Here is a 20,570-nt window from a genome sequence, read left to right on the forward strand (position 1 = left end):
ATATAACGACATGATGAACGATGAGGTAAAGGCATGATGTTGCTCAATCCCGGGCCGGTCAATGTCAGTGACCGTGTCCGCCAGGCGCTGTCCCGCCAGGATATCTGTCATCGGGACTCCGAGTTCGCGGACCTGCTACACGGTATCCAGGCCAAACTCTTGAAAGCATTCGTTCCAGGAGCCGAGTCGGAGTATGCCGCTGTCCTGATTTCGGGTTCCGGCACCGCCGCCGTCGAATCTGCAGTGATGTCTTCGATCCCCCACGGAAAGCGGATGCTGATCCTCAACAACGGCGTCTATGGTGAACGACTGTCCCAGATGGTCGGTCTGCATCGCCTGGGCGTCTCTGAATTGAAATACGAGTGGACGGCCAGGCCTGACCCGGAGCGTGTGCGGCTCGCCCTGCGTCAACATCCCGAAGCGCATGTGGTGGGCATGGTTCATCATGAAACGACAACCGGTCTCTTGAATCCTGTCAAAGAAATAGCAGAGGTTGTTGACAGTCAGAACCGTGTCTTCATTCTCGACGCTGTCAGTGCCCTGGCTGGAGAGAGCCTCGATATCGCTTCGTCCCATATCTATATGGTTGCCGGCACTGCAGGAAAATGCATCCAGGGATTCCCCGGGGTCTCGTTCGTCCTGGTTCGTAAAGGATTCCTCGAGCGTATGCGCGCATACCCCAAGCGCTCCTGGTATTTGCACCTGACGCATTACGTGGACAACGAAGGTCGGGGAACGACGCCCTTCACTCCTGCGGTTCAGTTGTATTACGCCTTTGATGAAGCGCTCAACGAATTGTTAGAGGAGGGGGTGGCCAAACGCATTCAGCGTTACAAGAAAATGGCCGCGTTGATTCGTGACCGAATGGCAAAATTGAGCGTCAAGCCGGTGCTCACGCCGGACCGTCAGTCCAACAGTCTTACCGCGTATTACCTGCCGGAGGCGTTAAGCTATCAGGTCCTACATGACCGACTGAAAGACCAGGGCTACGTGATCTATGCGGGACAGGGAAACCTTGAAAACCGGATTTTCCGAGTCGCCAACATGGGCGCGCTGACTGAGGAGCAGTTCACCGGTTTTCTGGACACGTTCGAGCGGATCTGTCTGGCCGCATGAAAGCCATCATCCTCGCCGCCGGTGTCGGGAAGCGTTTGTGGCAGGTAACTCAGCATCGTCCCAAGTGTTTAATTGAAATCGGGGGACGAACTCTTCTCAATCGGTATCTACGATCACTGGCCGAGGTCGGAATCCGCCGAGCAGATATCGTCGTCGGCTACAAGCAGGAGATGATCCGCTCCGCCGTAGCCTCCAACGATTGTGGCCTTCACGTCCAATTTCTCGTCAACGAACAGTTTCATCGGGGCAGTATTTCGTCGCTCTGGATCGCGCGGGCGGCATTGGACGACGATACCATCGTGATGGATGCGGATGTCCTGTTTCATGCGGAAATTCTGCGGCGGTTGGTACGCTCGCCCCACTCCAATGCGCTGCTGATGGACGAGTCGGTGAAACAGACGGGAGAGGAGTGTATGGTCATCGTCGAAGGCGGACGTGTCATTGCATTGACCAAGCAGATGCCGGCGCGTTTTGACTATGCAGGCGAGGGAGTCGGATTTTTGAAAGTGAAGCATGCTGATGCCGCGCACATGGTTGCCTCGCTCAAGACATTCGTCGATCGGGAGTTGTGGCACATGGAATATGAAGACGGACTGATCGGATTTTTTCGCGATGTCAAGGTCGGTCATGAAAAAATCGGAGGTCTGCCGTGGACCGAAATCGACTTTCCGGATGATGTTGAGCGGGCGAGCCGGGATATCCTGCCAAAACTCTGAAACGCCGCTGATGCAATATGAGCGATCGTCTTGTCCATACCGAAACCGATGTGCAGGGGTTGTCGACGGCAATCTTATTGCCTTCGATGGATCTTTTCGGTTCGCCCATCCGTTCCGCGGTGCCGCCGCTGACGCAGGTCGTCGGGATCGGATTGTTTCAACGGACGGTTCTCACCCTTCAGCGCGCTGGAATCAGACAGCTGATCGTCCTATCCGGATCTGACGAAGATCAATTGAAGGTCGCGCTCACCAAAGGACCCCGCGTGACGATTCCTGTGCGGTGGATGCCGTTACGAGAATTTCCCGTCGATGATCCGAGAACGTGGGAAGCGTTAGGGGCGGAAGTGCGTGGATTTTGCCTTTTGTCGGGTGTCGGAGGGGTCTTTTCCCGTCCCCTTATCGAGCAGTTGCGTCAGGACGTGCAGGAGGGAGAGGCGATTGTGGTGGCTCATCGTTCTGGAGCATCTCCGGACGGCAAAGCGAACATGAACGTCTTGCTCTCCAACCAAGAGGAAGAACTTGCCGACGTGGTGGTGTTACCGTGCGAACTGTTGGACGCCGCGAGCCTCGTGAGTATCGACGCGGGAATGGTTCCAGTTCGGAGATGGCTCCAAGAGGCCTCGCGCAATGGTCGGGTACGTATCTTGACGACGGATGCCAACGCCGGCCGGTGGTATCAGGAGATTCGGAATCCCGCCGATCTCCAGACCGCTGAACGAAAGTTGTTCCTTTCTCTGAAGAGCGAGTTCGAAGGATTTATCGACCGGTATTTTAATCGCAAACTTTCTCGATGGTTCACGCGAATCTTTCTCATGCTCGGTCTATCGCCCAACTCCATCACGATGGTAGCAACGATAATCGGTCTGCTCGCTGCAGCGGAGTTTGCAAGTGGTTCGTATGGCGCCGGATTGCTGGGTGCGGCGCTTTTTCAGCTATCAGCGGTGATTGATTGTTGCGACGGTGAAGTGGCACGCCTGACATTCACCGAATCGCCTTTCGGTGCATGGCTTGATATGGCCATGGACAACGTCGTGCATCTGGCCATATTCGGGGGCATTGCCTGGGGACTGTATTTGAGCATGGCGGGTGCCACCCATGACTGGGTCCCACTTGCTCTGGGCGCAACAGCCATTCTGGGTAATGTGCTGTCATTTGTCTCGGTGAATCGAGCGCAAGGGATCAAGGCGAGCAGCGGATGGAGGACGGCGCGGCATGCAGCCTGGGCGGAGTTCATGTTGAAGAATGTGGCCAGCCGTGATTTTTCTGTTGCGGTCTTTCTCTTTGCACTGTTCGGCGTGCTTGAACTCTTTCTGTGGATTGCCGCGGCCGGGTCATTGGCCTTTGCCATGTCCATGTTGTGGATCATCCGACCGTCTGCTCGTTCCGAGCCTGCTCAGCGGGGTTGAGCGCTGAATCGCCGGCCATCCTGACGGGGCACAGAGGTAGTATGATCTGTAGGCCAATCGAACGTGCCCGATCCTCCGGAGGGCTGCCGCCCTCCACCTTCTCCTTCACGTGATAAGACTTCTCCTACTTCTCACCGGCGCTGTGACACTGTGTGTTCTCGTGTGGCACATCGGTCCGATGCACATCTACGACACCGTCACTCAACTCGGCCCCCTAGCGCTTGGCGTCATGCTCTTGCCTTCCGTGGTCATGTACCTTGTCGAGGCATACGGTTGGGAGGTCGCGCTACGAGCCATGGACCAACGTGTCCCGTTTATACGATTGCTGGCGATCAGAATGGCCGGAGAAGTGGTGAATATGACCACGCCGACAGCCTATGTGGGTGGAGAGCCATTGAAAGCCTATCTTCTTCAAGCCGACCGTGTTCCGATGGTGCACGGGCTGGCTTCCGTCGTCATCGCGAAAACGACCATGACTGTCGCACAGATTGCATTCATCTTGATCGGGATAGGACTTGGAGTGTGGGCCTTGGGCGCCGACAGGTCGTCCGGGCAGATGGCCGTGGCGGCGCTCCTGAGCGCCGGCCTGCTGGGGGTTGGGGTAGCGGCATTTATTTTCGTGCAACGGAGAGGATTGTTTACATGGATGCTCGGTATCCTTCGGGCGCTCAGGCTCCGTATTCCGTTTCTCGAATCGAGAGAGGAGCAATTGCATTCGCTTGATCGCACGATTCTGGGATTCTATACGGATCATCAGGCGGCATTTTATACCTCCGCCGGCCTGTATTTGGTGGGATGGCTCGCCGAAGCGCTGGAGGTATTCGTCATTATCATCCTGCTCGGAGAGCCTGCGTTCTGGTGGTCCGCGCTGTCGATTGGTGCCTTGTCGGTGTTTATCAAAGGCGGCACCTTTTTCATTCCCGGCAGTCTGGGAGCGCAGGATGCGGGAAATCTATTGCTATTTCAGGCCTTCGGATATTCCGATGTTGCCGGAATCAGTTTTGCTCTTTTACGCCGTTTCAGGGAGCTTGTCTGGATAGGAGTTGGGCTGATCTGCTTGACGGTAATTGGGAATCGCAAGAAATGGAATCAAATCGGCTAGGGTATTGTGCCTGAGCGTTGCTGCTGAATCCTCTGAATTCGTTCGACCATCTGATCCCAGACAAAGCCGTGAAGGCGAAGGTTTGCCACGCGTTCCACCTGGATGAATTCAATGCCCGCTCTCACGCCCTGGACCCATCTGACCTGCCCTGCTTCGATTGGAAGAGACAATGGCTGGTCGGGAAGCAACAGTCGTAAGGCCAGACTGTGATCGCGCGGCAACGGTTCATCGGTCTCAACCGTACAGCCCAGGGCCGACAGATTCGTGATTGTCCCCTCTCCCACCGTCGCACTGACACAATAGACAGCCGGATAGGACATTGGAACCCTGTAGAGACTGCGCTGATAAGGTTTAAGCAATTCCTCCATGCAGCGAGTGTAACTGTGGCATCTGTTCAAAAATATCCCTCCTAAGGGGGGCGTTTGCGACTCGTGTGTGTATGGATGGTGACCTCGTACGTTCACCGTCTCTTGGCAGCGTGACTCCACTCCGCGAGGAGTGTGCCTGCTCGTATGTTAAATGTTCGCGCAATGTCGCTTGGCATCACCAATGATTGCAAGGTTCGCATGAGTTGCGTGTACGGTGTGATAGGATGCATCGCATGAAAATACCGTCCATTCTATTTTGGGGAGGGCTTTCCGCCCTCGGAGCCGGTGCGCTTGCTTTTGTCACGGGAGTGGTGGCGCCGCAGGAAAAGGTCAACGGACTGTGGCTGGTGGTTGCGGCGTCGTGTATCTACGTGCTGGCGTATCGTTTCTATGGCCGGTGGATTGCCGCCCGGGTTGTCGATCTCGATGACCGACGTGTCACACCGGCGACCCGCTTAAATGATCTCGTCAATTTCCATCCTACCAATCGGGTTGTTCTGTTCGGCCATCACTTTGCCGCGATTGCCGGAGCCGGGCCGCTGCTGGGTCCTGTCCTCGCTGCGCAGTTCGGGTTTATGCCGGGGTTTCTCTGGCTGGTCATCGGAGCGGTGCTCGGCGGAGCAGTACAGGACTTCATCATTTTGGTGGCTTCGATGCGGAGAAACGGTCGATCGCTTCCGGAGATTGCTCATGATGAACTGGGCATCGTAACCGGCACGGCAACGGCGGTCGCCGTCTTGTTTATCGTCATTGTGGCACTGGCGGGTCTGGGATTTGCGGTCGTCAATGCACTCTACCAGAACGCCTGGGGCACGTTCACGATTGCCATGACTATTCCCATCGGGCTCAGCATGGGTTTTTACCTCCAGAAGTTTCGACCCGGCTCAGTGGCAGAAGTATCGCTGTTTGGCGTCGTCCTCCTGCTGGCCGCCGTGCTGTTCGGTCGTGTCGTGGCGCAGTCGTCGTACGCCTGGCTCTTCGAGTTCGACAAACCTGCGCTGGTATGGCTGTTGGCCGGCTATGGGCTGGTCGCGTCCATTCTGCCCGGTTGGATGCTTCTCGTACCGCGAGGATATCTTTCCACATTCATGAAACTCGGGGTGGTTCTTTTGCTCGGCCTTGGCGTCATCCTCATGGCGCCCACAATCGAAATGCCCCGGGTGACGCCATTTGCAACAGGCGGAGGCCCCATCATCCCCGGCACGCTGTTCCCTTTCTTGTTCATCACCATCGCCTGCGGCGCAGTATCGGGTTTTCACGCATTGGTGTCGTCCGGTACCACCCCGAAGATGATCGAACAAGAGTCCCAAGCTATTATCGGATATGCCGCCATGCTGCTGGAGAGTTTTGTTGGAGTTATGGCGTTGATTGCCGCCTCGGTGCTGATTCCGGGAGACTATTTCGCAATCAACACAACCCTCTCGCCCGATGCACTCGCCGCCTTAGGGTTTGCTCCGGTACGCCTTGCCGAGCTTTCCCAATTGGTCGGGGTGGACATTGCGGGACGACCAGGAGGTGCTGTCTCTTTGGCAGTCGGGATGGCGTCCATCTTTGCTGGGTTGCCGGGCATGTCCGGACTGATGGCCTATTGGTATCAATTCGCCTTGGTATTCGAAGCGTTATTTATTCTGACCACGATCGATACCGGCACTCGAGTAGCGCGATACCTCATTCAAGAGATGGCCGGTCGTGTGTACGGTCCATTTCGCCGTATGAACTGGTGGCCGGGCGTCATCCTCAGCAGTGGCATCGTGGTCGGATCGTGGGGCTATCTCATCGGCACAGGAAATATTTCGACCATCTGGCCTATGTTTGGAGCGGCCAATCAATTGCTTGGGATGTTGGCGCTGTGTATCGCAACTACCGTATTGATCAAGATGCAAAAGACTGCATATGTATGGGTCACAGCCATACCGATGGCGTTTATAGGGTGCATCACCATCGTTGGTTCCTACGAAATGTTTTGGTTGTTTATGGCAAAGGCGGCAACGCTCGCTGCCGGGCTTGCTCAAACACTATATCTAGATGCAGTTCTGGTTGCGGTAGTGGCGGGTTTAGGTTTGATCATTCTCACCGATAGCATCCGGCAATGGTATAGCTACGTCATTCTTAAGCGACCGTTTACGAGCAGTGAGGTTATTGTGTTGGCAGGCGGCGGTTCACCATCCGGGATAAGACACACGATCGACTCGTGCGAACTGGAAAAGAAATTCCGATTGCCACATGGCAGCGGCTGTTGCTGATTCCAGATGGCGGCAACCGGTCAAGGCCAACAGTGTCCGGAAATCGAATGGCGCCCAGAAAGGGCCCTGGAGGAGAGAGATGGCTGATCAATTTTCATTTGATGTGGTATCTGAAGTGAACATGCAAGAGCTAAAAAATGCGCTGGACCAAGCGACCAAAGAGATTAAGCAGCGGTTCGACTTCAAAGACTCGAAAACGGAAATTCTGCTAAAGGAGAAGGAGAAAGAACTCGTCGTTGTGTCCGATGATGAATACAAGCTGAATGCGGTGCAGGATATTATCAAGGCGAAGTGCGTCAAGCGAGGAGTATCCCTTAAGGCGTTTGAACATGGCGTTGTCGAACCTGCACTGAGCGGCACGGTTCGGCAAACGGCAATGATTCAAAGCGGGCTGGCATCGGAGAAGGCAAAAGAGATCACGAAATCAATCAAAGAATCTCGGATGAAAGTGCAGGCGCAGATTCAGGGAGAACAGGTCAGGATTCTCAGTAAGAGCAAGGACGAACTTCAGACGGCCATCGCTTTTTTGAAGGGAATGGATTTCGGAGTTGACTTACAATTCACGAATTATCGGTGATCAAGACGCCAGCCTTTTGTAAATGTAAATGTTCTGGCATTCCGATGAGATGGATGCTCCTCACGCTCGTATGCCTGTCTCTTGAACTCACTGGGTGTGACCGGGGCGATCCGATCGTCCTCATTCAGCTCCATCCAACAAACCAGGATATCATTTACGTCGCGACCAACGACTATATCTACAAGACTCGTGACGGAGGGCAGACGTGGACCAATCTCTCTCAAGGGATGAGTCATTCACGCGTCATTTCCATGGCTATCGATCCGACGTATCCGGCGACCGTGTATGCCGGGACGAAAGGAGATGCAGTATTCAAAAGTCACGACGGCGGACAGCGGTGGGTCTCCATGCGTTCGGGGCTCGATGATGCGACGATTTCATCAGTGGTCAACCAGTTTGTGTTCGATCCGAGGGATAGCAATCATATATTCCTTGCAACGACGATGGGAGTATTTGAAACGAAAAACGGTGGTGAGAACTGGACAAAAAAAATGGAGGGCATGAAAGAAGTGCTGATGGTGGTGACGCTTGGCATGGATCCGACCCGCACGTCGACACTGTATGCAGGTACGAGTGGCGGCGTGTACAAAACCGTGGATTCGGCAGGGCGTTGGGAACAAGTCAATAACGGTTTGGTCCCTCCGACAATGGTCAAGACATCCCGTGCACTCAATGTCACAGCAGTTGTGGTCGATCCCTTCGATTCTCGAACGGTCTACGCTGCGACGCTTGCCGGGATCTTTAAGTCTATCGATGAAGGCAAGTCTTGGAATCGGATCGGGGAATCGCTTCCCGACCAGATGATTATGGCCATGATTCATGATCGAGCACGCCAGGGAGTGATCTACGTGACAGGGCGGGATGGAGTGCATCGTACGACAGATGGGGGAGCTACCTGGAACGCGCTCAATACCGGATTGACAACCACCAACGTCCGGGCCGTTGCCCAGAGCGAGAGAGACTCAAATACGTTGTATGCGGGGACCAATGGAAGCGGCTTGTATCGAAGTCGTAACGCGGGAGAAACATGGGAGCCAATGCCGAAGCTCAATAACCGCCCGTCTGTGCATTAAGCAGATTATCTAGGCGAACCTGTTCCCCTGTTCTGGAGACTGGAACTAACCGAGGAGCCGCCAAATGACGAGCCCACAGTCGAATCCTCGAGGCTGGATCCAATCGATGATGGTCGCAAGTTTGAGCCCACAGTGGAGTCTTGAAGATTGGATCCAACGGTGGATCGCTGCAGCGAAGAGTCGACCTCAGAAGATTCTTCACGATTGAACGAGGATTCTCCAATCATGGGACCCGCGCGTCCAGTCGCTCCGATCTCGAATCCGGTCGGACCATTCCCGCCGATATCTCTGCTATTTCTTGGCGAGAAGCCGATATCTTCCCCCGTGCGGCCCTCATTGCCGATTGCGGAGCCTGTCTTGGGAGTTCGCCCGATCTCAGGTCCTGCTGATGGAGCCTTGCCGATATCCGATCCAGTCCTTGCGCTGGACGGAAGCGTAGGTGCGCCGATGTCTCGCTGGATGGATTCCTCTACCTCTCTTGCGATTTCAGCTTCACGGCCGGCATGTTCAAAGTCTGAATGAGCTTGCTTGGAAGCCGCGTCCCCGATTTGTTCAAGACGGACGTGCAACGTGAGGAGGTCAGCCCGCGCTATGGCCACTGCACGAATCATGTCGCCGATCATGACTCCTCGCGAGGCAAACGAATAATTGGACAGCTGCGCCTGAGCAGAATTAAGGATCTCGCTCAGTTCATGCCCCAGCTCCTCGACATGCTGCAACTCAGTCAAATCAGTTTTACAACAGTCGAGAAACTTCCTGTATTTGGCAAGAAATGCAGAAACATTTTTTCTAAGCTCCTCGACTTTAAAGTCATAAGTGGCGCTTTGGTTTGCCGATCCAACTTCTTGATTTGGTGCGGTGTCTTTTTCCCCAATAAGTGGAACGCATCCCTGATCGGGCTTTGAGGAATATTGCCGATCGGTTTTGCGATCGGGGCACCAATAGATTGGTGATGCCGCAAAGCCGCTTGGGGGCTGCTGTCCGTCGGACCATAGAATAAATAACAAGCAAAGTAGCGACCTAATCACTGTCGAGTGCGTCATAGCAATATTTTTCATATAAAACTCATTGTTGATCCGATTCATCCCCTTGTCAATTAAAGGCATTCATACGGATGTGGCTGGGACGTCGATATTTGGAATACTTGAGTGAGTGATAGCTCTGAAGTTCCTAGATAGTGGCTCCCACCCGGACTTCTAACAACCAAATCCATCCATTTAAGGCTGTTCCGGCGCATGGCTTTGGGACATTTTGACCTACTCCATTCAGTGCATGAAAATACGGATGATTATATATTTCACACACCCAAAATGGCCCCTCCACAATCACCCACAAACGGTTGACTTCCATCTTATCGCCATTTTATAGTGGCGGCCTTTCTCTATCTCAGCAACCTCAAAAAAGAGGTTGCGAATTTTATCTACTAATGCTACGTAGTCACCACTGGCTAGTGCAATGCACAGGAGGCGCACATGAATAAAGAACTGTTCGAGCTTCAAGAGACGGTTCAAACGCTTGCACAAAAGCTTGAATCCCAGGAATCGGAGATGGAACGAATTAACAACCAGCTTCGCGACTGGAATAGGAAGGCACACGCTCACTGTCCATCGTGCGGCCAGAGAAGCCTTATTCGTAGCGGCAAAACACGCAACGTGCAGTTTGCCGATCTGGCGCTCCCAGAAGCTGTAATGATGTGTCTGTTTGAATTTGACTATCCGGTAAGCCCAAGAACGCTTCGATTGAAAATGGAAGAGCGAGGATATCCATCCATCAAACTGGGTCGTTATGCGAACAAGCTTCACACTGCTATCTGGAGACTGATCGCATCGGGAAGAGTCAGTAGAGAAGAAGGAGACGAGATTATAGCAATTAGATAGCAACTGGGGGCAGTGCCCCTGCTTTAGCACATCATCTCTGGACATTGTTAGCCGTGTGCTGGGATTGGTTCCGCACGCAAACCGATCCCGACCACGCAACAATGAAAGGAGGTGATTGAAATGGGGAAAAGGAAAGGGAAGGGGAAAGGACCGCGTTTGCCCCGCGGTCCTATAACACGAGTACCCAAAATCCCAGGAACACCCTACTTCATTAAGTGCTAGGCTAACGAGCAGGGGACCACTGCCCCCTCCATTTTGGTGGGAGGAAGTGGTTTCACAGTATGGTGCCGATTGTCTTACTTTGTCAAGGGCGGGAGGATTCGATACAATGCCAGGTATGGCAAAAGAGAAGCCGTTGTCGTTTAGTCCTTTGAGCCTCGACGAGGCCATGAAGAAGCTTTTATCTGTGAAGCCTGACAAGAAGTCAGTCAGGCGGAAACCCTCTCGGTCCAAGTCTTCATCGAAGTCCTCTTCCTGACAAGTCATTTATACATCAGCCTCTTGCCTTCGATCTGATTGAAGGCCAGTAATGCTCGCGTTGCATCGTCCGTCTTGCGAGCGTTGTAACGGAAATCAAATTCCGCCAGATAGCGGTGCAAGTGATGCTTTGAAACGTGATGGAATGTTCCGTTGATTCCGCGCTTCAGTAGGCTGAAAAACCCTTCAATCGTGTTCGTGGTGACTTCACCGCGTACATAATGACCGCGTGAGTGATTTATAGTCTGATGATCAGCGAACTCTTTCTTGAGGCCACGATAGCCGAGGAATTCATCAGTCATGATCCGAGCATCGGTTGAAACATTTTCACGAATAACGGATCGAAGATTGCGCGTTGTCACTCTCGGCATAGCGAATGAACGGACATTGCCATTGCGCTCAACAAGCGCGAAAACAGCGGTCTTTTTTGATGGACCTGCGGAACGCTTCTCTTTTCCACCGATGTAGGTTTCGTCACACTCCACAATGCCGCCAAGCTTGTTTCCGCCTGGAGCTTTCTGCATTGCATGCCGTAGACGATGACTCATAAACCATGCGCTCTTGTAGGTGATGCCAAGCATGCGATGGAGTTGATGGGAGCTAATGCCTTTCTTGGCTGAACACATAAGCTGACAGGCCATGATCCACTTAGAGAGTGGAATATGGGAGTCTTCGAAGACTGTTCCCACGGTCGCGGAGAACTGTTTACGGCAAGAGCCGCACTTGAGAACCACACGCTTTGAGGCTTTGACGTTGAGCGTATAAACTTTTTTAGATTTGCAATGCACGCAAATCGGTCCGTCCGGCCAGCGCATTTTTGAGAGATATTCATAGGCCGCTTTTTCATCGTTCAAATGTTTCCCTGCTAGTAGATTTTGCCCCATAAATACCCCCTGTTGTTGACCTGAACAGAGGATAACCCAAGAGGCTTGGGTGTGTCAAGTATATAATCATGAAAATACGCTGTAAGTGCATGAATAATTGTTGACAACTGTTTGACGAGGAGTATACTCCGCTTTTGGTGGGAGAATGTGGGAGAAGATGGAATCAGTAAAATTAAAGACGTTTCTGGGCATGAACCAGTCATGCTCGAAGAAATCATTCATTGGCTTGATCTAAAACCTGGTTCGATCATTTTGGATTGCACTGTGGGTTATTGTGGGCATGCCGAGAAGATTTTGGAATCCACCGCGCCTGACGGTGCTCTCTACGGCATTGATCGTGACCCAGAGGCTCTCAATGCGGCTCGTACTCGTCTTGGAAGATTCGGTACGCGAATTATTACAATTCACGGAAGTTTTGCAGACTTGAAATGGCACCTTGCAGGACGTGGTGTCTCTAGAGTCGATGGGGTGCTGTTTGATCTCGGGGTTTCATCCCCTCAACTCGACAATCCTGCGCGCGGGTTCAGCTTTCAGACGGATGGTCCTCTTGACATGCGTATGGATCCCACTACAGGACCAACGGCGGCTGATATCGTGAATAGTACGGATGAGGCCGATCTTGCGGATCTGATCTATCGGTTTGGAGAGGAGAGATTCGCGCGTCGAATCGCTCGGTCGATCGTCCGAGCAAGATCTGCTCGTCCGATCGGGACAAGCGGCGAACTGGTCGCGATTATCAGAGACGCCGTCCCGGCGCACTATCGACACGGACGACTCCATTACGCCACGAGGACGTTTCAAGGGCTTCGAATTGCGGTGAACGCTGAGCTTGATCAATTGGAGTCGGCCCTGCTGGACGCCGTCGACGTGTTGTCACCGCGAGGGCGGCTGTGTGTCATTTCCTTCCACTCGCTTGAAGACCGAATTGTCAAACGAACCTACCGCTCGCTGTCCGAATCGCGGTTGCAGGTATTGACAAAGAAGCCGCAGATGGCGAGCGAAAACGAAGTGCTTCGAAATCCACGATCCCGGAGTGCAAAGCTTCGAGTCGCAGAACGCCTTGAGCTGGAGGGACGGTCATGAAAATGATCGCATTGCTGGCGGGGTTATGCTTGGTCTTTGTGTTTGTTTGGGAACGAGTGGAAGTCGTTCGACTGGGATATCAGATCGAGCGGCTCAAGATCCAAAAAGTCTTGCTCGAACGTGAACGGGATCATCTGCAAGTCAAGTCGTCCGCACTGACGGCTCCCGAGCGTATCGCCAAGGTGGCCGTTGACAAGCTCGGATTGTTCCCGCCTCAGCAGGGACAAGTTTTTATGGTGCATCAACAGTTGGAGCCGATGACGCCGTCCGTCTCAGTACCTGATCAGATCCGTATCGCGAAAAACGTTCAAGGAGTGAAGGTGCGGGAGTAATGAGAATGGGGCCGCCGAGAAGCCGGCAGTATTTGGTTACGCTCATACTACTCTTCGGTTTTGTCGGCATCATGCTCCGCTTGGTCAATCTTCAGGTGCTTCAGGCCAAGGAACTGACTGCGAAAGCCGACCGTCAACATCAGAAGAGTGTGACCTTCGAGGGCGCTCGTGGGACCGTCACGGACCGTCACGGTAAAGTCCTGGCCATGAATATCGACGTGCCGTCTGTATTTGGTGTTCCAACGGCACTCGAGAACCCGGCTCTTGTTGCGCGTCACCTCTCGCCCGTACTCCATTTACGAAAGGATGAACTGGAGAAAAAGTTGCGTCAAGATAAGAGTTTCGTCTGGTTGGCTCGTAAGGTGGAGCCGGAACAAGGTCACCTCCTTGAGCGGCTCTCGCTCGATGGCGTCGGGGTAGTGATGGAGGGACGACGGTTTTACCCCAAGGGACCATTGTTGTCGCACGTGCTCGGGTTCGCAGGAATGGATGGGCAGGGTTTGGAGGGCTTGGAGCGTCGCTATGAGGGGGATCTTCAGGGAGAAAAACGTATGACGGTTCTACAGCGTGATGCGCTTGGCCGGACCGTGTTCCCAAAAGGATTAAAGGAAAACGCTCCTGCTTCCGGGCACACATTGGCATTGACCATTGACGAAGTGATTCAATATATCGCCGAAAAGGAATTGGAAGATGCCGTCAATCGCGCACACGCGAAGGGAGGAACGATCATTGTCATGGACCCGCACAGCGGGGCGATTCTTGCCATGGCTGTCAACCCACGATTTGATCCGAATGCCGTCGCGTCGCTCACGCCTGATCGCTGGAGGAATCGTGCGCTGACAGATACTTACGAACCGGGGTCTACCATGAAAGTCATGGTGGCTGCCGCTGCCCTTGAAGAAAAGGTCATGATGCCCGGTTCCATGTTGTTTGCCGAAAATGGTCAGATGGCAGTGGCTAATACGACGATCCATGATCACGAAAAGATGGGTTGGATCACATTCGCGCAAATGATTCAAAAATCAAGCAATATCGGTGCTGCCAAGACCGGAATGGCCCTGGGTGAACAACGCCTCTACCGCTACCTCCAGGCATTCGGGTTCGGGCAACGGACAGATATCGACCTGCCCGGAGAAGTAGCTGGATTATTGAAGGCGCCTAAGTTGTGGGGGCGACGTTCGCTGGCCTCTATTTCCATGGGGCAGGAAATCGGGGTGACGCCTCTGCAAATGGTCTCCGCTGTTTCGGCAATCGCGAACAACGGAGTCCTGATGAAGCCCTATGTGGTATCGGAAATCAGGGATCAGAAGGGAGGACTTCTGAAAGATTCCCTGACCCAGGTGAAGCGGCGCATCGTTTCTCCCGAGACGGCGAGAATCTTGACCACTATTCTCGAAGGTGTGGTTACAAACGGAACTGGGACGAAAGCGGCCATCCCTGGGTTCCGTGTTGCGGGTAAAACCGGCACCGCACAGAAAATCGATCCTCGTACCGGAACATACTCGAACACGCAGTTCATCGGTTCTTTTGTGGGATACGTTCCCGCCGATAGGCCTCGGCTGGCCATGATCGTCGTGATCGATGAGCCGCAGGGCGAAGCCTGGGGCGGAGTCGTGTCGGCACCGGTATTTCGACGGGTGGGAGAGCAGGTGCTGAACTACTTGGGCGTGTCGCAGGACGATCAGGTAAAGATTGCCATGGTGGCCAGAAGATAACGAGCAGGAGCGGGGCTCAGCACCATGAGGCTGGCGGAACTGGTATCGGCCCTTCACGGACACGTGGAAATTCTAGATCGCCGGGGTAACCTCGATCCGGAGGTGACTTCGGTGACCGATGACTCACGGTCGGTCACCGAAGGAAGTCTATTTGTCGCCGTGAAAGGCGATCGGTTCGATGGGCATGCGTTCATTGAGGACGTTGTTCGAAGAAAGGCTTCGGCAGTCATGGCACAATCCGAGGTGCAAAGCGCGATCCTCCCCTTTGTGAGGGTCAGCGATTCTCGCAAGGCGTTGGGCCTGATCGGAAGCCGTTTTCAAGGCGATCCTTCTGCTCAGTTGACGATGATTGGTGTGACCGGCACGAATGGGAAGACGACAACCACCTATTTGACCAAAGCGCTGCTGGAGGCATTAGGGCGCAAAGTGGGGCTGATTGGAACCGTCGCCTATCAGATAGGACGGCAAATTATTCCGGCATCACACACGACGCCTGGGGCGTTGGAGCTTCAAAGGCTTTTATCGACCATGCTTTCGGCAGGACTCGATACATCGGTCATGGAAGTCTCCTCACATGCGCTTGCGCTTGATCGCACGGCAGGTTGCGAGTACGACGTCGCCGTCTTCACGAATCTGACCCAGGATCATTTGGATTTTCATCGCACCATGGAGGAATACTTTGAGGCGAAGCTCAAGCTTTTTACGAGCCTGGGCGGTGGGGCGAAACGCGCACCACTGGCAATTGTCAATATGGATGACTCGTGGGGTGCCCGCATTCGGGGGGCCTGTCGGGTTCCGGTATGGGGGTATGCCATTAACGCAAATTCGGATCTTCGGGCGGTATCGGTACGTCTTTCCATGGCAGGCACTTCCTTTACAGTTGAAAGTCCTGCCGGGCGTTTCCCCATCGAAAGCCGGCTTGTCGGAGAACATAATGTGTACAATCTGTTGGCGGCCATCGGGGTTGCGTTTCATGCGGGCGCAACGTGTGATCAGGTGCGGGAAGCGGTGGCATCAATCGATAACGTGCCGGGTCGGTTTGAACGTGTTTTTGCCGGACAAAACTTTACGGTCGTCGTCGATTATGCGCACACCGAAGACGCTCTGCTTCGGCTGTTGACAGCCGCACAAGTTTTAAAAACACATCGTATCATCACGGTATTCGGGTGTGGAGGCGATCGGGATCGAGGGAAGCGACCCAAAATGGGACGTGTCGCGGTGGAACACAGCGATGTTGTCGTTTTGACCTCCGACAACCCGCGAACGGAAGATCCTTTGGCCATTCTCCAGGCGGTCGAAGTCGGGGTTCGCGATGCCCTACGACGCAAGACCATCGAATACCACCTTGTGGCTGACCGTCGTGAAGCGATCGCTCTGGCCATTCGCTTGGCTCGCCCCGGTGACATCGTGCTCATTGCCGGGAAAGGGCATGAAGACTATCAGATTGTCGGGACCAAGAAACTGCATTTTGACGATCGCGAAGTCGCGCGCGAAGCCATCGAACAACTGAGGAGTTGCGCGTGACTCCACAGCACAGTGGAGCATACAGCCACGGCGAGGAAGGGATGGCGTTGTTCACTATCGAAGAATTGCGTGAAGTCATCAGCGTCAAGGTGCTTGCGGGCGAAACGTCAACATCCGCCAAACGTCGTATCCGCGGTGTCGCCACCGATTCCCGTTCGATCCGACGAGGCGACCTTTTTGTCGCGCTCCGTGGAGAACGGTTCGACGGGCATGACTTCATTGCCGCGGTACTCGCGAAAGGTGCGACAGGGGTGATCGTGCATGACCAGTACCAGGTTCCCGCGAGCATTGCCCGATCGGGACGTTCCGTGCCCTTTGTCTTCGGGGTGCGCGATCCGCTCTTTGCGTTTCAGCAACTCGCGACGCACCATCGAAGTCGGTTTGCTATTCCGGTCGTGGCCGTCACCGGAAGCAACGGCAAAACGACTACAAAGGACATGGTTGCGGCTGTGGCGGCCCAACGATGGCGAACGCTCAAAACAGAAAGTAATTTTAATAATCGAATCGGAGTTCCTCACACCCTGTTACGCCTGACGGCTCGCCATCAAGCAGCAGTCATCGAAATGGGAGTCGATGCGCAGGGCCAGACGACCAGGCTGTCCGAGATCGTCAGGCCAACTGTCGGATTGATTACCAATATCGGACCCGACCATTTGGAGTTCTTCGGCAGCATGGAGGGGTCGGCTCAGGCCAAGGCCGAACTCTTGGACCAGTTGCCGGTGGATGGCACGGCCATTCTCAATGCCGATGATGCGTATTTTGATTATCTTGCCTCGCGCGCCCGCTGCCGAGTCCTGTCGTTTGGAATTTCGCAAAAGGCCGATGTTCGAGCTACGGGGATTACGTCTGACAGCAAGCGGGGCATGACCTTCGCCGTGACGCTCCTTGGAAAGACCCGACCCCTCCTTATCCAGATCAAGGCGCATGGTCATCACAATGTCAGCAATGCATTGGCTGCTGCGGCGGTCGGGTGTGCGCTTAATCTGACTGGAACAGCCATCGCGGAGGGGTTGGCGAAATTCCGCCCGGCTGCGATGCGTTCGCAGGTCGTGACGCATCACGGCGTTCACATCATCAATGATTGTTATAACGCCAATCCTGCCTCCATGAAGGCGGCCATACAGCTTCTTGCGCAGTGGGAACCCGCCCGCGAACGAATTGCCGTGCTCGGAGATATGCTCGAACTTGGCCCAACCGCTCGCCAAATGCATCTGGATGTCGGTCGGTTCCTTGCTTCACAACAGGTCACGAGGCTGATTGCATGCGGAGTGTTGGGACAAGACATTGCCGAAGGTGCCAGGAAGGGCGGCATGACACGTTCATCTATTGTCGAGGTTCCCGATGCATCGTCTGCGGTTGACTGCGTTCGTCGGACGATCCGTCAAGGCGATGTCGTGCTGGTGAAAGCCTCGCGTGGCATGAAGATGGAGCAAGTCGTCCAGGGAGTGACAGGTATGAGGGCCGTGACGAAGCAGGCGTCATAGGTCGGGTCATCGGTCGGGGTCGGAAGGGTGCATGCTCTACATCTGGCTTTATCCGTTTCACACGGAATATTCGTTCCTGAACGTTTTCAGATACCTGAGTTTCCGCATCATCTACGCCGCTGTGACAGCGTTTCTCATCGCATTCGTCTTGGCGCCGTGGTTGATCAAAAAATTGCAGGAAATCAAGCTTGGACAGCAGATTCGCGATGACGGGCCGAAGCGCCATTTGACCAAAAGCGGCACGCCGACGATGGGAGGCATGCTGATCATCTTTGCCGTGCTGCTTTCGACTATGCTTTGGGCGGACATCTCGAGGTCGTACGTCTGGCTCGTCATTATCGCGACGCTCGGCTTCGGCGTCATAGGATTCATGGACGACTATCTCAAGTTTATGAAGGCTCGATCCAAAGGCCTATCGGCTGCACAGAAATTTTCCGCTCAGATCGTGGTCGCTCTGCTGATCGCGCTCGCGCTCTATTTCATGCCGGGCTACACGACGAAACTCAATGTCCCGTTCTTCAAGAATTTTATGCCGGACCTTGGCTGGTTTTATGTGGTGTTCGTCGTGCTGGTGATCGTCGGCAGTTCGAACGCCGTGAATTTGACTGATGGTCTCGATGGGCTTGCGATTGGCCCGGTGATGATTGCGGCACTGGCATATACCATTGTCGCGTATGTTGCTGGACACCGCCTGATGTCGGACTATCTGCTGATCCCTCACATCGAAGGCGCGGGCGAGATCGCCGTGTTTACGGCTTCTATTCTCGGCGCAAGCCTCGGGTTTCTATGGTTCAACACGTATCCGGCCACCGTATTCATGGGAGACGTCGGATCACTGCCGTTAGGCGCAGCGCTTGGGACTGTAGCCGTCATCAGCAAACACGAACTCCTGCTCCTGATGGTCGGCGGTGTCTTCGTGATCGAAGCGGTCTCGGTCATCTTCCAAGTCGTCTCATTCAAGTCGCGGGGTAAACGAATCTTTTTAATGGCTCCGATCCATCATCATTTTGAAATGAAGGGTTGGGAGGAGCCAAAAGTCGTCGTTCGGCTGTGGATCATCGCCATCCTTCTGGCGCTGCTCAGCCTGAGCACGTTGAAGCTTCGGTGATGTCATATGGGGAGCGCTGAACACACTCCGTTGGAAGGGGCACATGTGACGGTACTGGGCGTGGCTCGTAGTGGGATCGCCGCCTGCCATCTTTTACAAGAAGCGGGAGCACGGGTCACCCTCGCCGACCGCAAAGAACCAGAAGAACTGATGTCGGCGCTCTCGTCAATCGATCGAAATCAGGTAAAGGTCGTCGCTGGAAGCCGCTATGAGACGTCTCTTGAGAAAGCCGATCTGGTGGTGATCAGTCCTGGCGTTCCCCATCGGATCGATGCGCTGGAACAGGTGCGCCGTCGCGGCGTCAAGGTGATCGGGGAACTGGAACTCGCGGCGCAATTTCTGACTGCGCCGATTCTAGGGGTGACCGGTACGAACGGAAAGAGTACGACCGTGACCTTGATGGGGAAGATGCTGGCCGAACAGGGCAAGACGGCCTTCGTGGGCGGAAATCTGGGTACGGCCTTGAGCGAAGCCGCCTTAAAGACAAGACAAGCGCACGCACGAGGATTACCCGAACCGTTCGACTACCACGTGGTGGAAATCTCGAGTTTTCAGTTGGAAGCAATCGAACAGTTCCATCCATGGTTGGCCGCTATTTTGAATATTACCGTCGATCATCAAGACCGCTATGCCTCGTTGGATGAGTATCTTGCAGCCAAGGCGAGCATTTTCCAAAACCAGACGGAACGCGATTTCGCCCTGGTCAATCTCGACGATGCAAGGGTTGCGCCTCTCCGAGGCAGGGTGCGAGCCAAACGTCTGGGATTCACCCATACGCAACGACTGCCATCCGATGTGGACGGGGGAACGTTTCTCGAGGGTGATTCGATCATCACGACCGTGACGGGAAAACGTGAGGAGGTCTTTCGGCGTGGAGAAATTAGAATGCTCGGGGCTCATAACGTCGAAAATGCGATGGCCGCGGCTACCTATGCCGCACTCTGGGGCTGTCCGCCTGACATCATCAGGCGTGTCATCTCGACGTTTCCCGGCCTTGAACATGCCCTGGAATTGGTCCGCGAGCGCAGGGGGGTCCGGTTCGTCAACGATTCCAAGGGGACGAATGTAGATGCCACCCTGAAAGCGCTCCAGGGACTCGATCGGCCAATCTGGCTTATAGCAGGCGGGAGGGATAAGGGAGGGGATTTTTCGCGCTTGACTGAAACCATTCAGCGGCGTGTCAAGCGCGTCATCCTGATCGGCGAAGCGGCGGCCTTGATGAAGGAGACCTGGAGCGGGATTCCTTCAAGCGATGCCTCGAGTTTGCGTGAAGCCGTCGAGTTGGCCGCGCATGAGGCAGTTTCCGGCGACGTCGTGCTGCTATCACCAGCCTGCGCCAGTTTCGACATGTTTGTGGATTATCAGGATCGCGGGCGACAATTTAAGGCGGCCGTTCAGGCGTTACCCGCGTAATGTGCATTGTTGATAGACAATGGTCGTGACTCGTGGCGGCTCGCTCTTCAGGAACGATGTCTTTGCCATGGA

18 protein-coding genes are annotated in these 20,570 nt (G+C 54.4%); 15 read left to right on the forward strand and 3 right to left on the reverse strand.

All coding sequences use genetic code 11. The features are described from left to right. Window positions 1-33: 33 nt before the first annotated feature. The 4 genes from W02_RS14465 to W02_RS14480 all read left to right on the forward strand — a co-directional run bounded on the left by W02_RS14465 (window position 34) and on the right by W02_RS14480 (window position 4,340). Window positions 34-1,116, forward strand: a complete 1,083-nt coding sequence (locus W02_RS14465) for an alanine--glyoxylate aminotransferase family protein (RefSeq protein ID WP_173048892.1) — start codon at window positions 34-36, stop codon at window positions 1,114-1,116. Continuing rightward, on the forward strand, window positions 1,113-1,832 hold the full coding sequence (locus W02_RS14470; RefSeq protein ID WP_173048893.1) for an NTP transferase domain-containing protein: 720 nt from the start codon (window positions 1,113-1,115) through the stop codon (window positions 1,830-1,832). Before W02_RS14465 ends, W02_RS14470 begins: the two co-directional genes overlap by 4 nt. Before the next feature lie 17 nt (window positions 1,833-1,849). Continuing rightward, window positions 1,850-3,238 carry a CDP-alcohol phosphatidyltransferase family protein gene (locus W02_RS14475; protein WP_173048895.1) on the forward strand — a complete coding sequence of 463 codons (1,389 nt, stop codon included), beginning with the start codon at window positions 1,850-1,852 and terminating at the stop codon, window positions 3,236-3,238. Window positions 3,239-3,347: 109 nt separating this feature from the next. Next, the gene (locus tag W02_RS14480) at window positions 3,348-4,340 is read left to right on the forward strand and encodes a lysylphosphatidylglycerol synthase transmembrane domain-containing protein (protein ID WP_255458513.1); all 993 of its coding nucleotides are present in this window, start codon (window positions 3,348-3,350) and stop codon (window positions 4,338-4,340) included. Here the strand turns inward: W02_RS14480 and W02_RS14485 are convergent. Further along, window positions 4,337-4,708, reverse strand: coding sequence for a PilZ domain-containing protein (locus W02_RS14485; RefSeq protein ID WP_255458593.1), 372 nt, complete (start codon window positions 4,706-4,708; stop codon window positions 4,337-4,339). The two genes, W02_RS14480 and W02_RS14485, sit on opposite strands and share 4 nt — an antisense overlap. A 233-nt stretch (window positions 4,709-4,941) precedes the next feature. On the opposite strand from W02_RS14485, the gene W02_RS14490 reads away from it, so the two are divergent. From W02_RS14490 to W02_RS14500, 3 genes are all read left to right on the forward strand, one after another. Beyond that, window positions 4,942-6,951 (forward strand): carbon starvation protein A, encoded by a 2,010-nt coding sequence (locus W02_RS14490; RefSeq protein WP_173048908.1) that lies wholly within the window; start codon window positions 4,942-4,944, stop codon window positions 6,949-6,951. 79 nt (window positions 6,952-7,030) lie between these two features. After that, window positions 7,031-7,528, forward strand: coding sequence for a YajQ family cyclic di-GMP-binding protein (locus W02_RS14495; RefSeq protein WP_173048910.1), 498 nt, complete (start codon window positions 7,031-7,033; stop codon window positions 7,526-7,528). Window positions 7,529-7,581: 53 nt separating this feature from the next. Continuing rightward, window positions 7,582-8,601 (forward strand): hypothetical protein, encoded by a 1,020-nt coding sequence (locus W02_RS14500; protein WP_173048911.1) that lies wholly within the window; start codon window positions 7,582-7,584, stop codon window positions 8,599-8,601. A 5-nt stretch (window positions 8,602-8,606) separates the two neighbouring features. On the opposite strand, the gene W02_RS14505 is transcribed toward W02_RS14500, so the two are convergent. Continuing rightward, the gene (locus W02_RS14505) at window positions 8,607-9,320 is read right to left on the reverse strand and encodes a hypothetical protein (RefSeq protein WP_173048914.1); all 714 of its coding nucleotides are present in this window, start codon (window positions 9,318-9,320) and stop codon (window positions 8,607-8,609) included. 753 nt (window positions 9,321-10,073) lie between these two features. Here W02_RS14505 and W02_RS14510 point away from each other — a divergent pair. Continuing rightward, the gene (locus tag W02_RS14510; protein WP_173048916.1) at window positions 10,074-10,478 is read left to right on the forward strand and encodes a hypothetical protein; all 405 of its coding nucleotides are present in this window, start codon (window positions 10,074-10,076) and stop codon (window positions 10,476-10,478) included. Window positions 10,479-10,960: 482 nt separating this feature from the next. Here W02_RS14510 and W02_RS14515 read toward each other — a convergent pair whose 3' ends face one another. Further along, window positions 10,961-11,839 carry an IS1595 family transposase gene (locus W02_RS14515; RefSeq protein ID WP_173048918.1) on the reverse strand — a complete coding sequence of 293 codons (879 nt, stop codon included), beginning with the start codon at window positions 11,837-11,839 and terminating at the stop codon, window positions 10,961-10,963. Between the two features lie 171 nt (window positions 11,840-12,010). Between W02_RS14515 and rsmH the strand changes: the two genes are divergently transcribed. The 7 genes from rsmH to murD are packed head-to-tail and all read left to right on the forward strand — an operon-like array spanning window position 12,011 to window position 20,498. Beyond that, on the forward strand, window positions 12,011-12,922 hold the full coding sequence (gene rsmH / locus W02_RS14520; RefSeq protein ID WP_370467986.1) for a 16S rRNA (cytosine(1402)-N(4))-methyltransferase RsmH: 912 nt from the start codon (window positions 12,011-12,013) through the stop codon (window positions 12,920-12,922). Then, entirely contained in the window at window positions 12,919-13,254 is a 336-nt protein-coding gene (locus W02_RS14525; protein WP_173048922.1) for a cell division protein FtsL, read from the forward strand. Before rsmH ends, W02_RS14525 begins: the two co-directional genes overlap by 4 nt. After that, window positions 13,254-14,969, forward strand: coding sequence for a penicillin-binding protein 2 (locus tag W02_RS14530; RefSeq protein ID WP_173048924.1), 1,716 nt, complete (start codon window positions 13,254-13,256; stop codon window positions 14,967-14,969). The genes W02_RS14525 and W02_RS14530 overlap by 1 nt, the downstream gene beginning before the upstream one ends. A gap of 24 nt (window positions 14,970-14,993) precedes the next feature. Further along, window positions 14,994-16,493, forward strand: coding sequence for a UDP-N-acetylmuramoyl-L-alanyl-D-glutamate--2,6-diaminopimelate ligase (locus tag W02_RS14535; RefSeq protein ID WP_173048926.1), 1,500 nt, complete (start codon window positions 14,994-14,996; stop codon window positions 16,491-16,493). Beyond that, window positions 16,490-17,977: a UDP-N-acetylmuramoyl-tripeptide--D-alanyl-D-alanine ligase gene (gene murF / locus W02_RS14540; RefSeq protein ID WP_173048928.1), complete on the forward strand. Its 1,488-nt coding sequence runs from the start codon at window positions 16,490-16,492 to the stop codon at window positions 17,975-17,977. The genes W02_RS14535 and murF overlap by 4 nt, the downstream gene beginning before the upstream one ends. Window positions 17,978-18,008: 31 nt before the next feature. After that, window positions 18,009-19,085: a phospho-N-acetylmuramoyl-pentapeptide-transferase gene (mraY, locus tag W02_RS14545; protein ID WP_173048930.1), complete on the forward strand. Its 1,077-nt coding sequence runs from the start codon at window positions 18,009-18,011 to the stop codon at window positions 19,083-19,085. A 6-nt stretch (window positions 19,086-19,091) separates the two neighbouring features. Continuing rightward, window positions 19,092-20,498, forward strand: a complete 1,407-nt coding sequence (gene murD, locus W02_RS14550; protein WP_173048932.1) for a UDP-N-acetylmuramoyl-L-alanine--D-glutamate ligase — start codon at window positions 19,092-19,094, stop codon at window positions 20,496-20,498. The last annotated feature ends 72 nt before the right edge of the window (window positions 20,499-20,570 follow it).

Origin of the sequence: Nitrospira sp. KM1 (assembly GCF_011405515.1) — a bacterium.
GTDB lineage: Bacteria > Nitrospirota > Nitrospiria > Nitrospirales > Nitrospiraceae > Nitrospira_C.

Bases quoted from the DNA above. Each gene is read 5' to 3' on its own strand.
- W02_RS14510 (WP_173048916.1), top strand. From the start codon at position 10,074: ATGAATAAAGAACTGTTCGAGCTTCAAGAGACGGTTCAAACGCTTGCA.
- W02_RS14525 (WP_173048922.1), top strand. From the start codon at position 12,919: ATGAAAATGATCGCATTGCTGGCGGGGTTATGCTTGGTCTTTGTGTTT.
- W02_RS14465 (WP_173048892.1), top strand. From the start codon at position 34: ATGATGTTGCTCAATCCCGGGCCGGTCAATGTCAGTGACCGTGTCCGC.
- W02_RS14515 (WP_173048918.1), bottom strand. From the start codon at position 11,839: ATGGGGCAAAATCTACTAGCAGGGAAACATTTGAACGATGAAAAAGCG.
- W02_RS14485 (WP_255458593.1), bottom strand. From the start codon at position 4,708: ATGGAGGAATTGCTTAAACCTTATCAGCGCAGTCTCTACAGGGTTCCA.
- W02_RS14490 (WP_173048908.1), top strand. From the start codon at position 4,942: ATGAAAATACCGTCCATTCTATTTTGGGGAGGGCTTTCCGCCCTCGGA.
- mraY (WP_173048930.1), top strand. From the start codon at position 18,009: ATGCTCTACATCTGGCTTTATCCGTTTCACACGGAATATTCGTTCCTG.
- W02_RS14500 (WP_173048911.1), top strand. From the start codon at position 7,582: ATGCTCCTCACGCTCGTATGCCTGTCTCTTGAACTCACTGGGTGTGAC.
- W02_RS14495 (WP_173048910.1), top strand. From the start codon at position 7,031: ATGGCTGATCAATTTTCATTTGATGTGGTATCTGAAGTGAACATGCAA.
- W02_RS14475 (WP_173048895.1), top strand. From the start codon at position 1,850: ATGAGCGATCGTCTTGTCCATACCGAAACCGATGTGCAGGGGTTGTCG.
- W02_RS14535 (WP_173048926.1), top strand. From the start codon at position 14,994: ATGAGGCTGGCGGAACTGGTATCGGCCCTTCACGGACACGTGGAAATT.
- W02_RS14530 (WP_173048924.1), top strand. From the start codon at position 13,254: ATGAGAATGGGGCCGCCGAGAAGCCGGCAGTATTTGGTTACGCTCATA.
- murD (WP_173048932.1), top strand. From the start codon at position 19,092: ATGGGGAGCGCTGAACACACTCCGTTGGAAGGGGCACATGTGACGGTA.
- W02_RS14470 (WP_173048893.1), top strand. From the start codon at position 1,113: ATGAAAGCCATCATCCTCGCCGCCGGTGTCGGGAAGCGTTTGTGGCAG.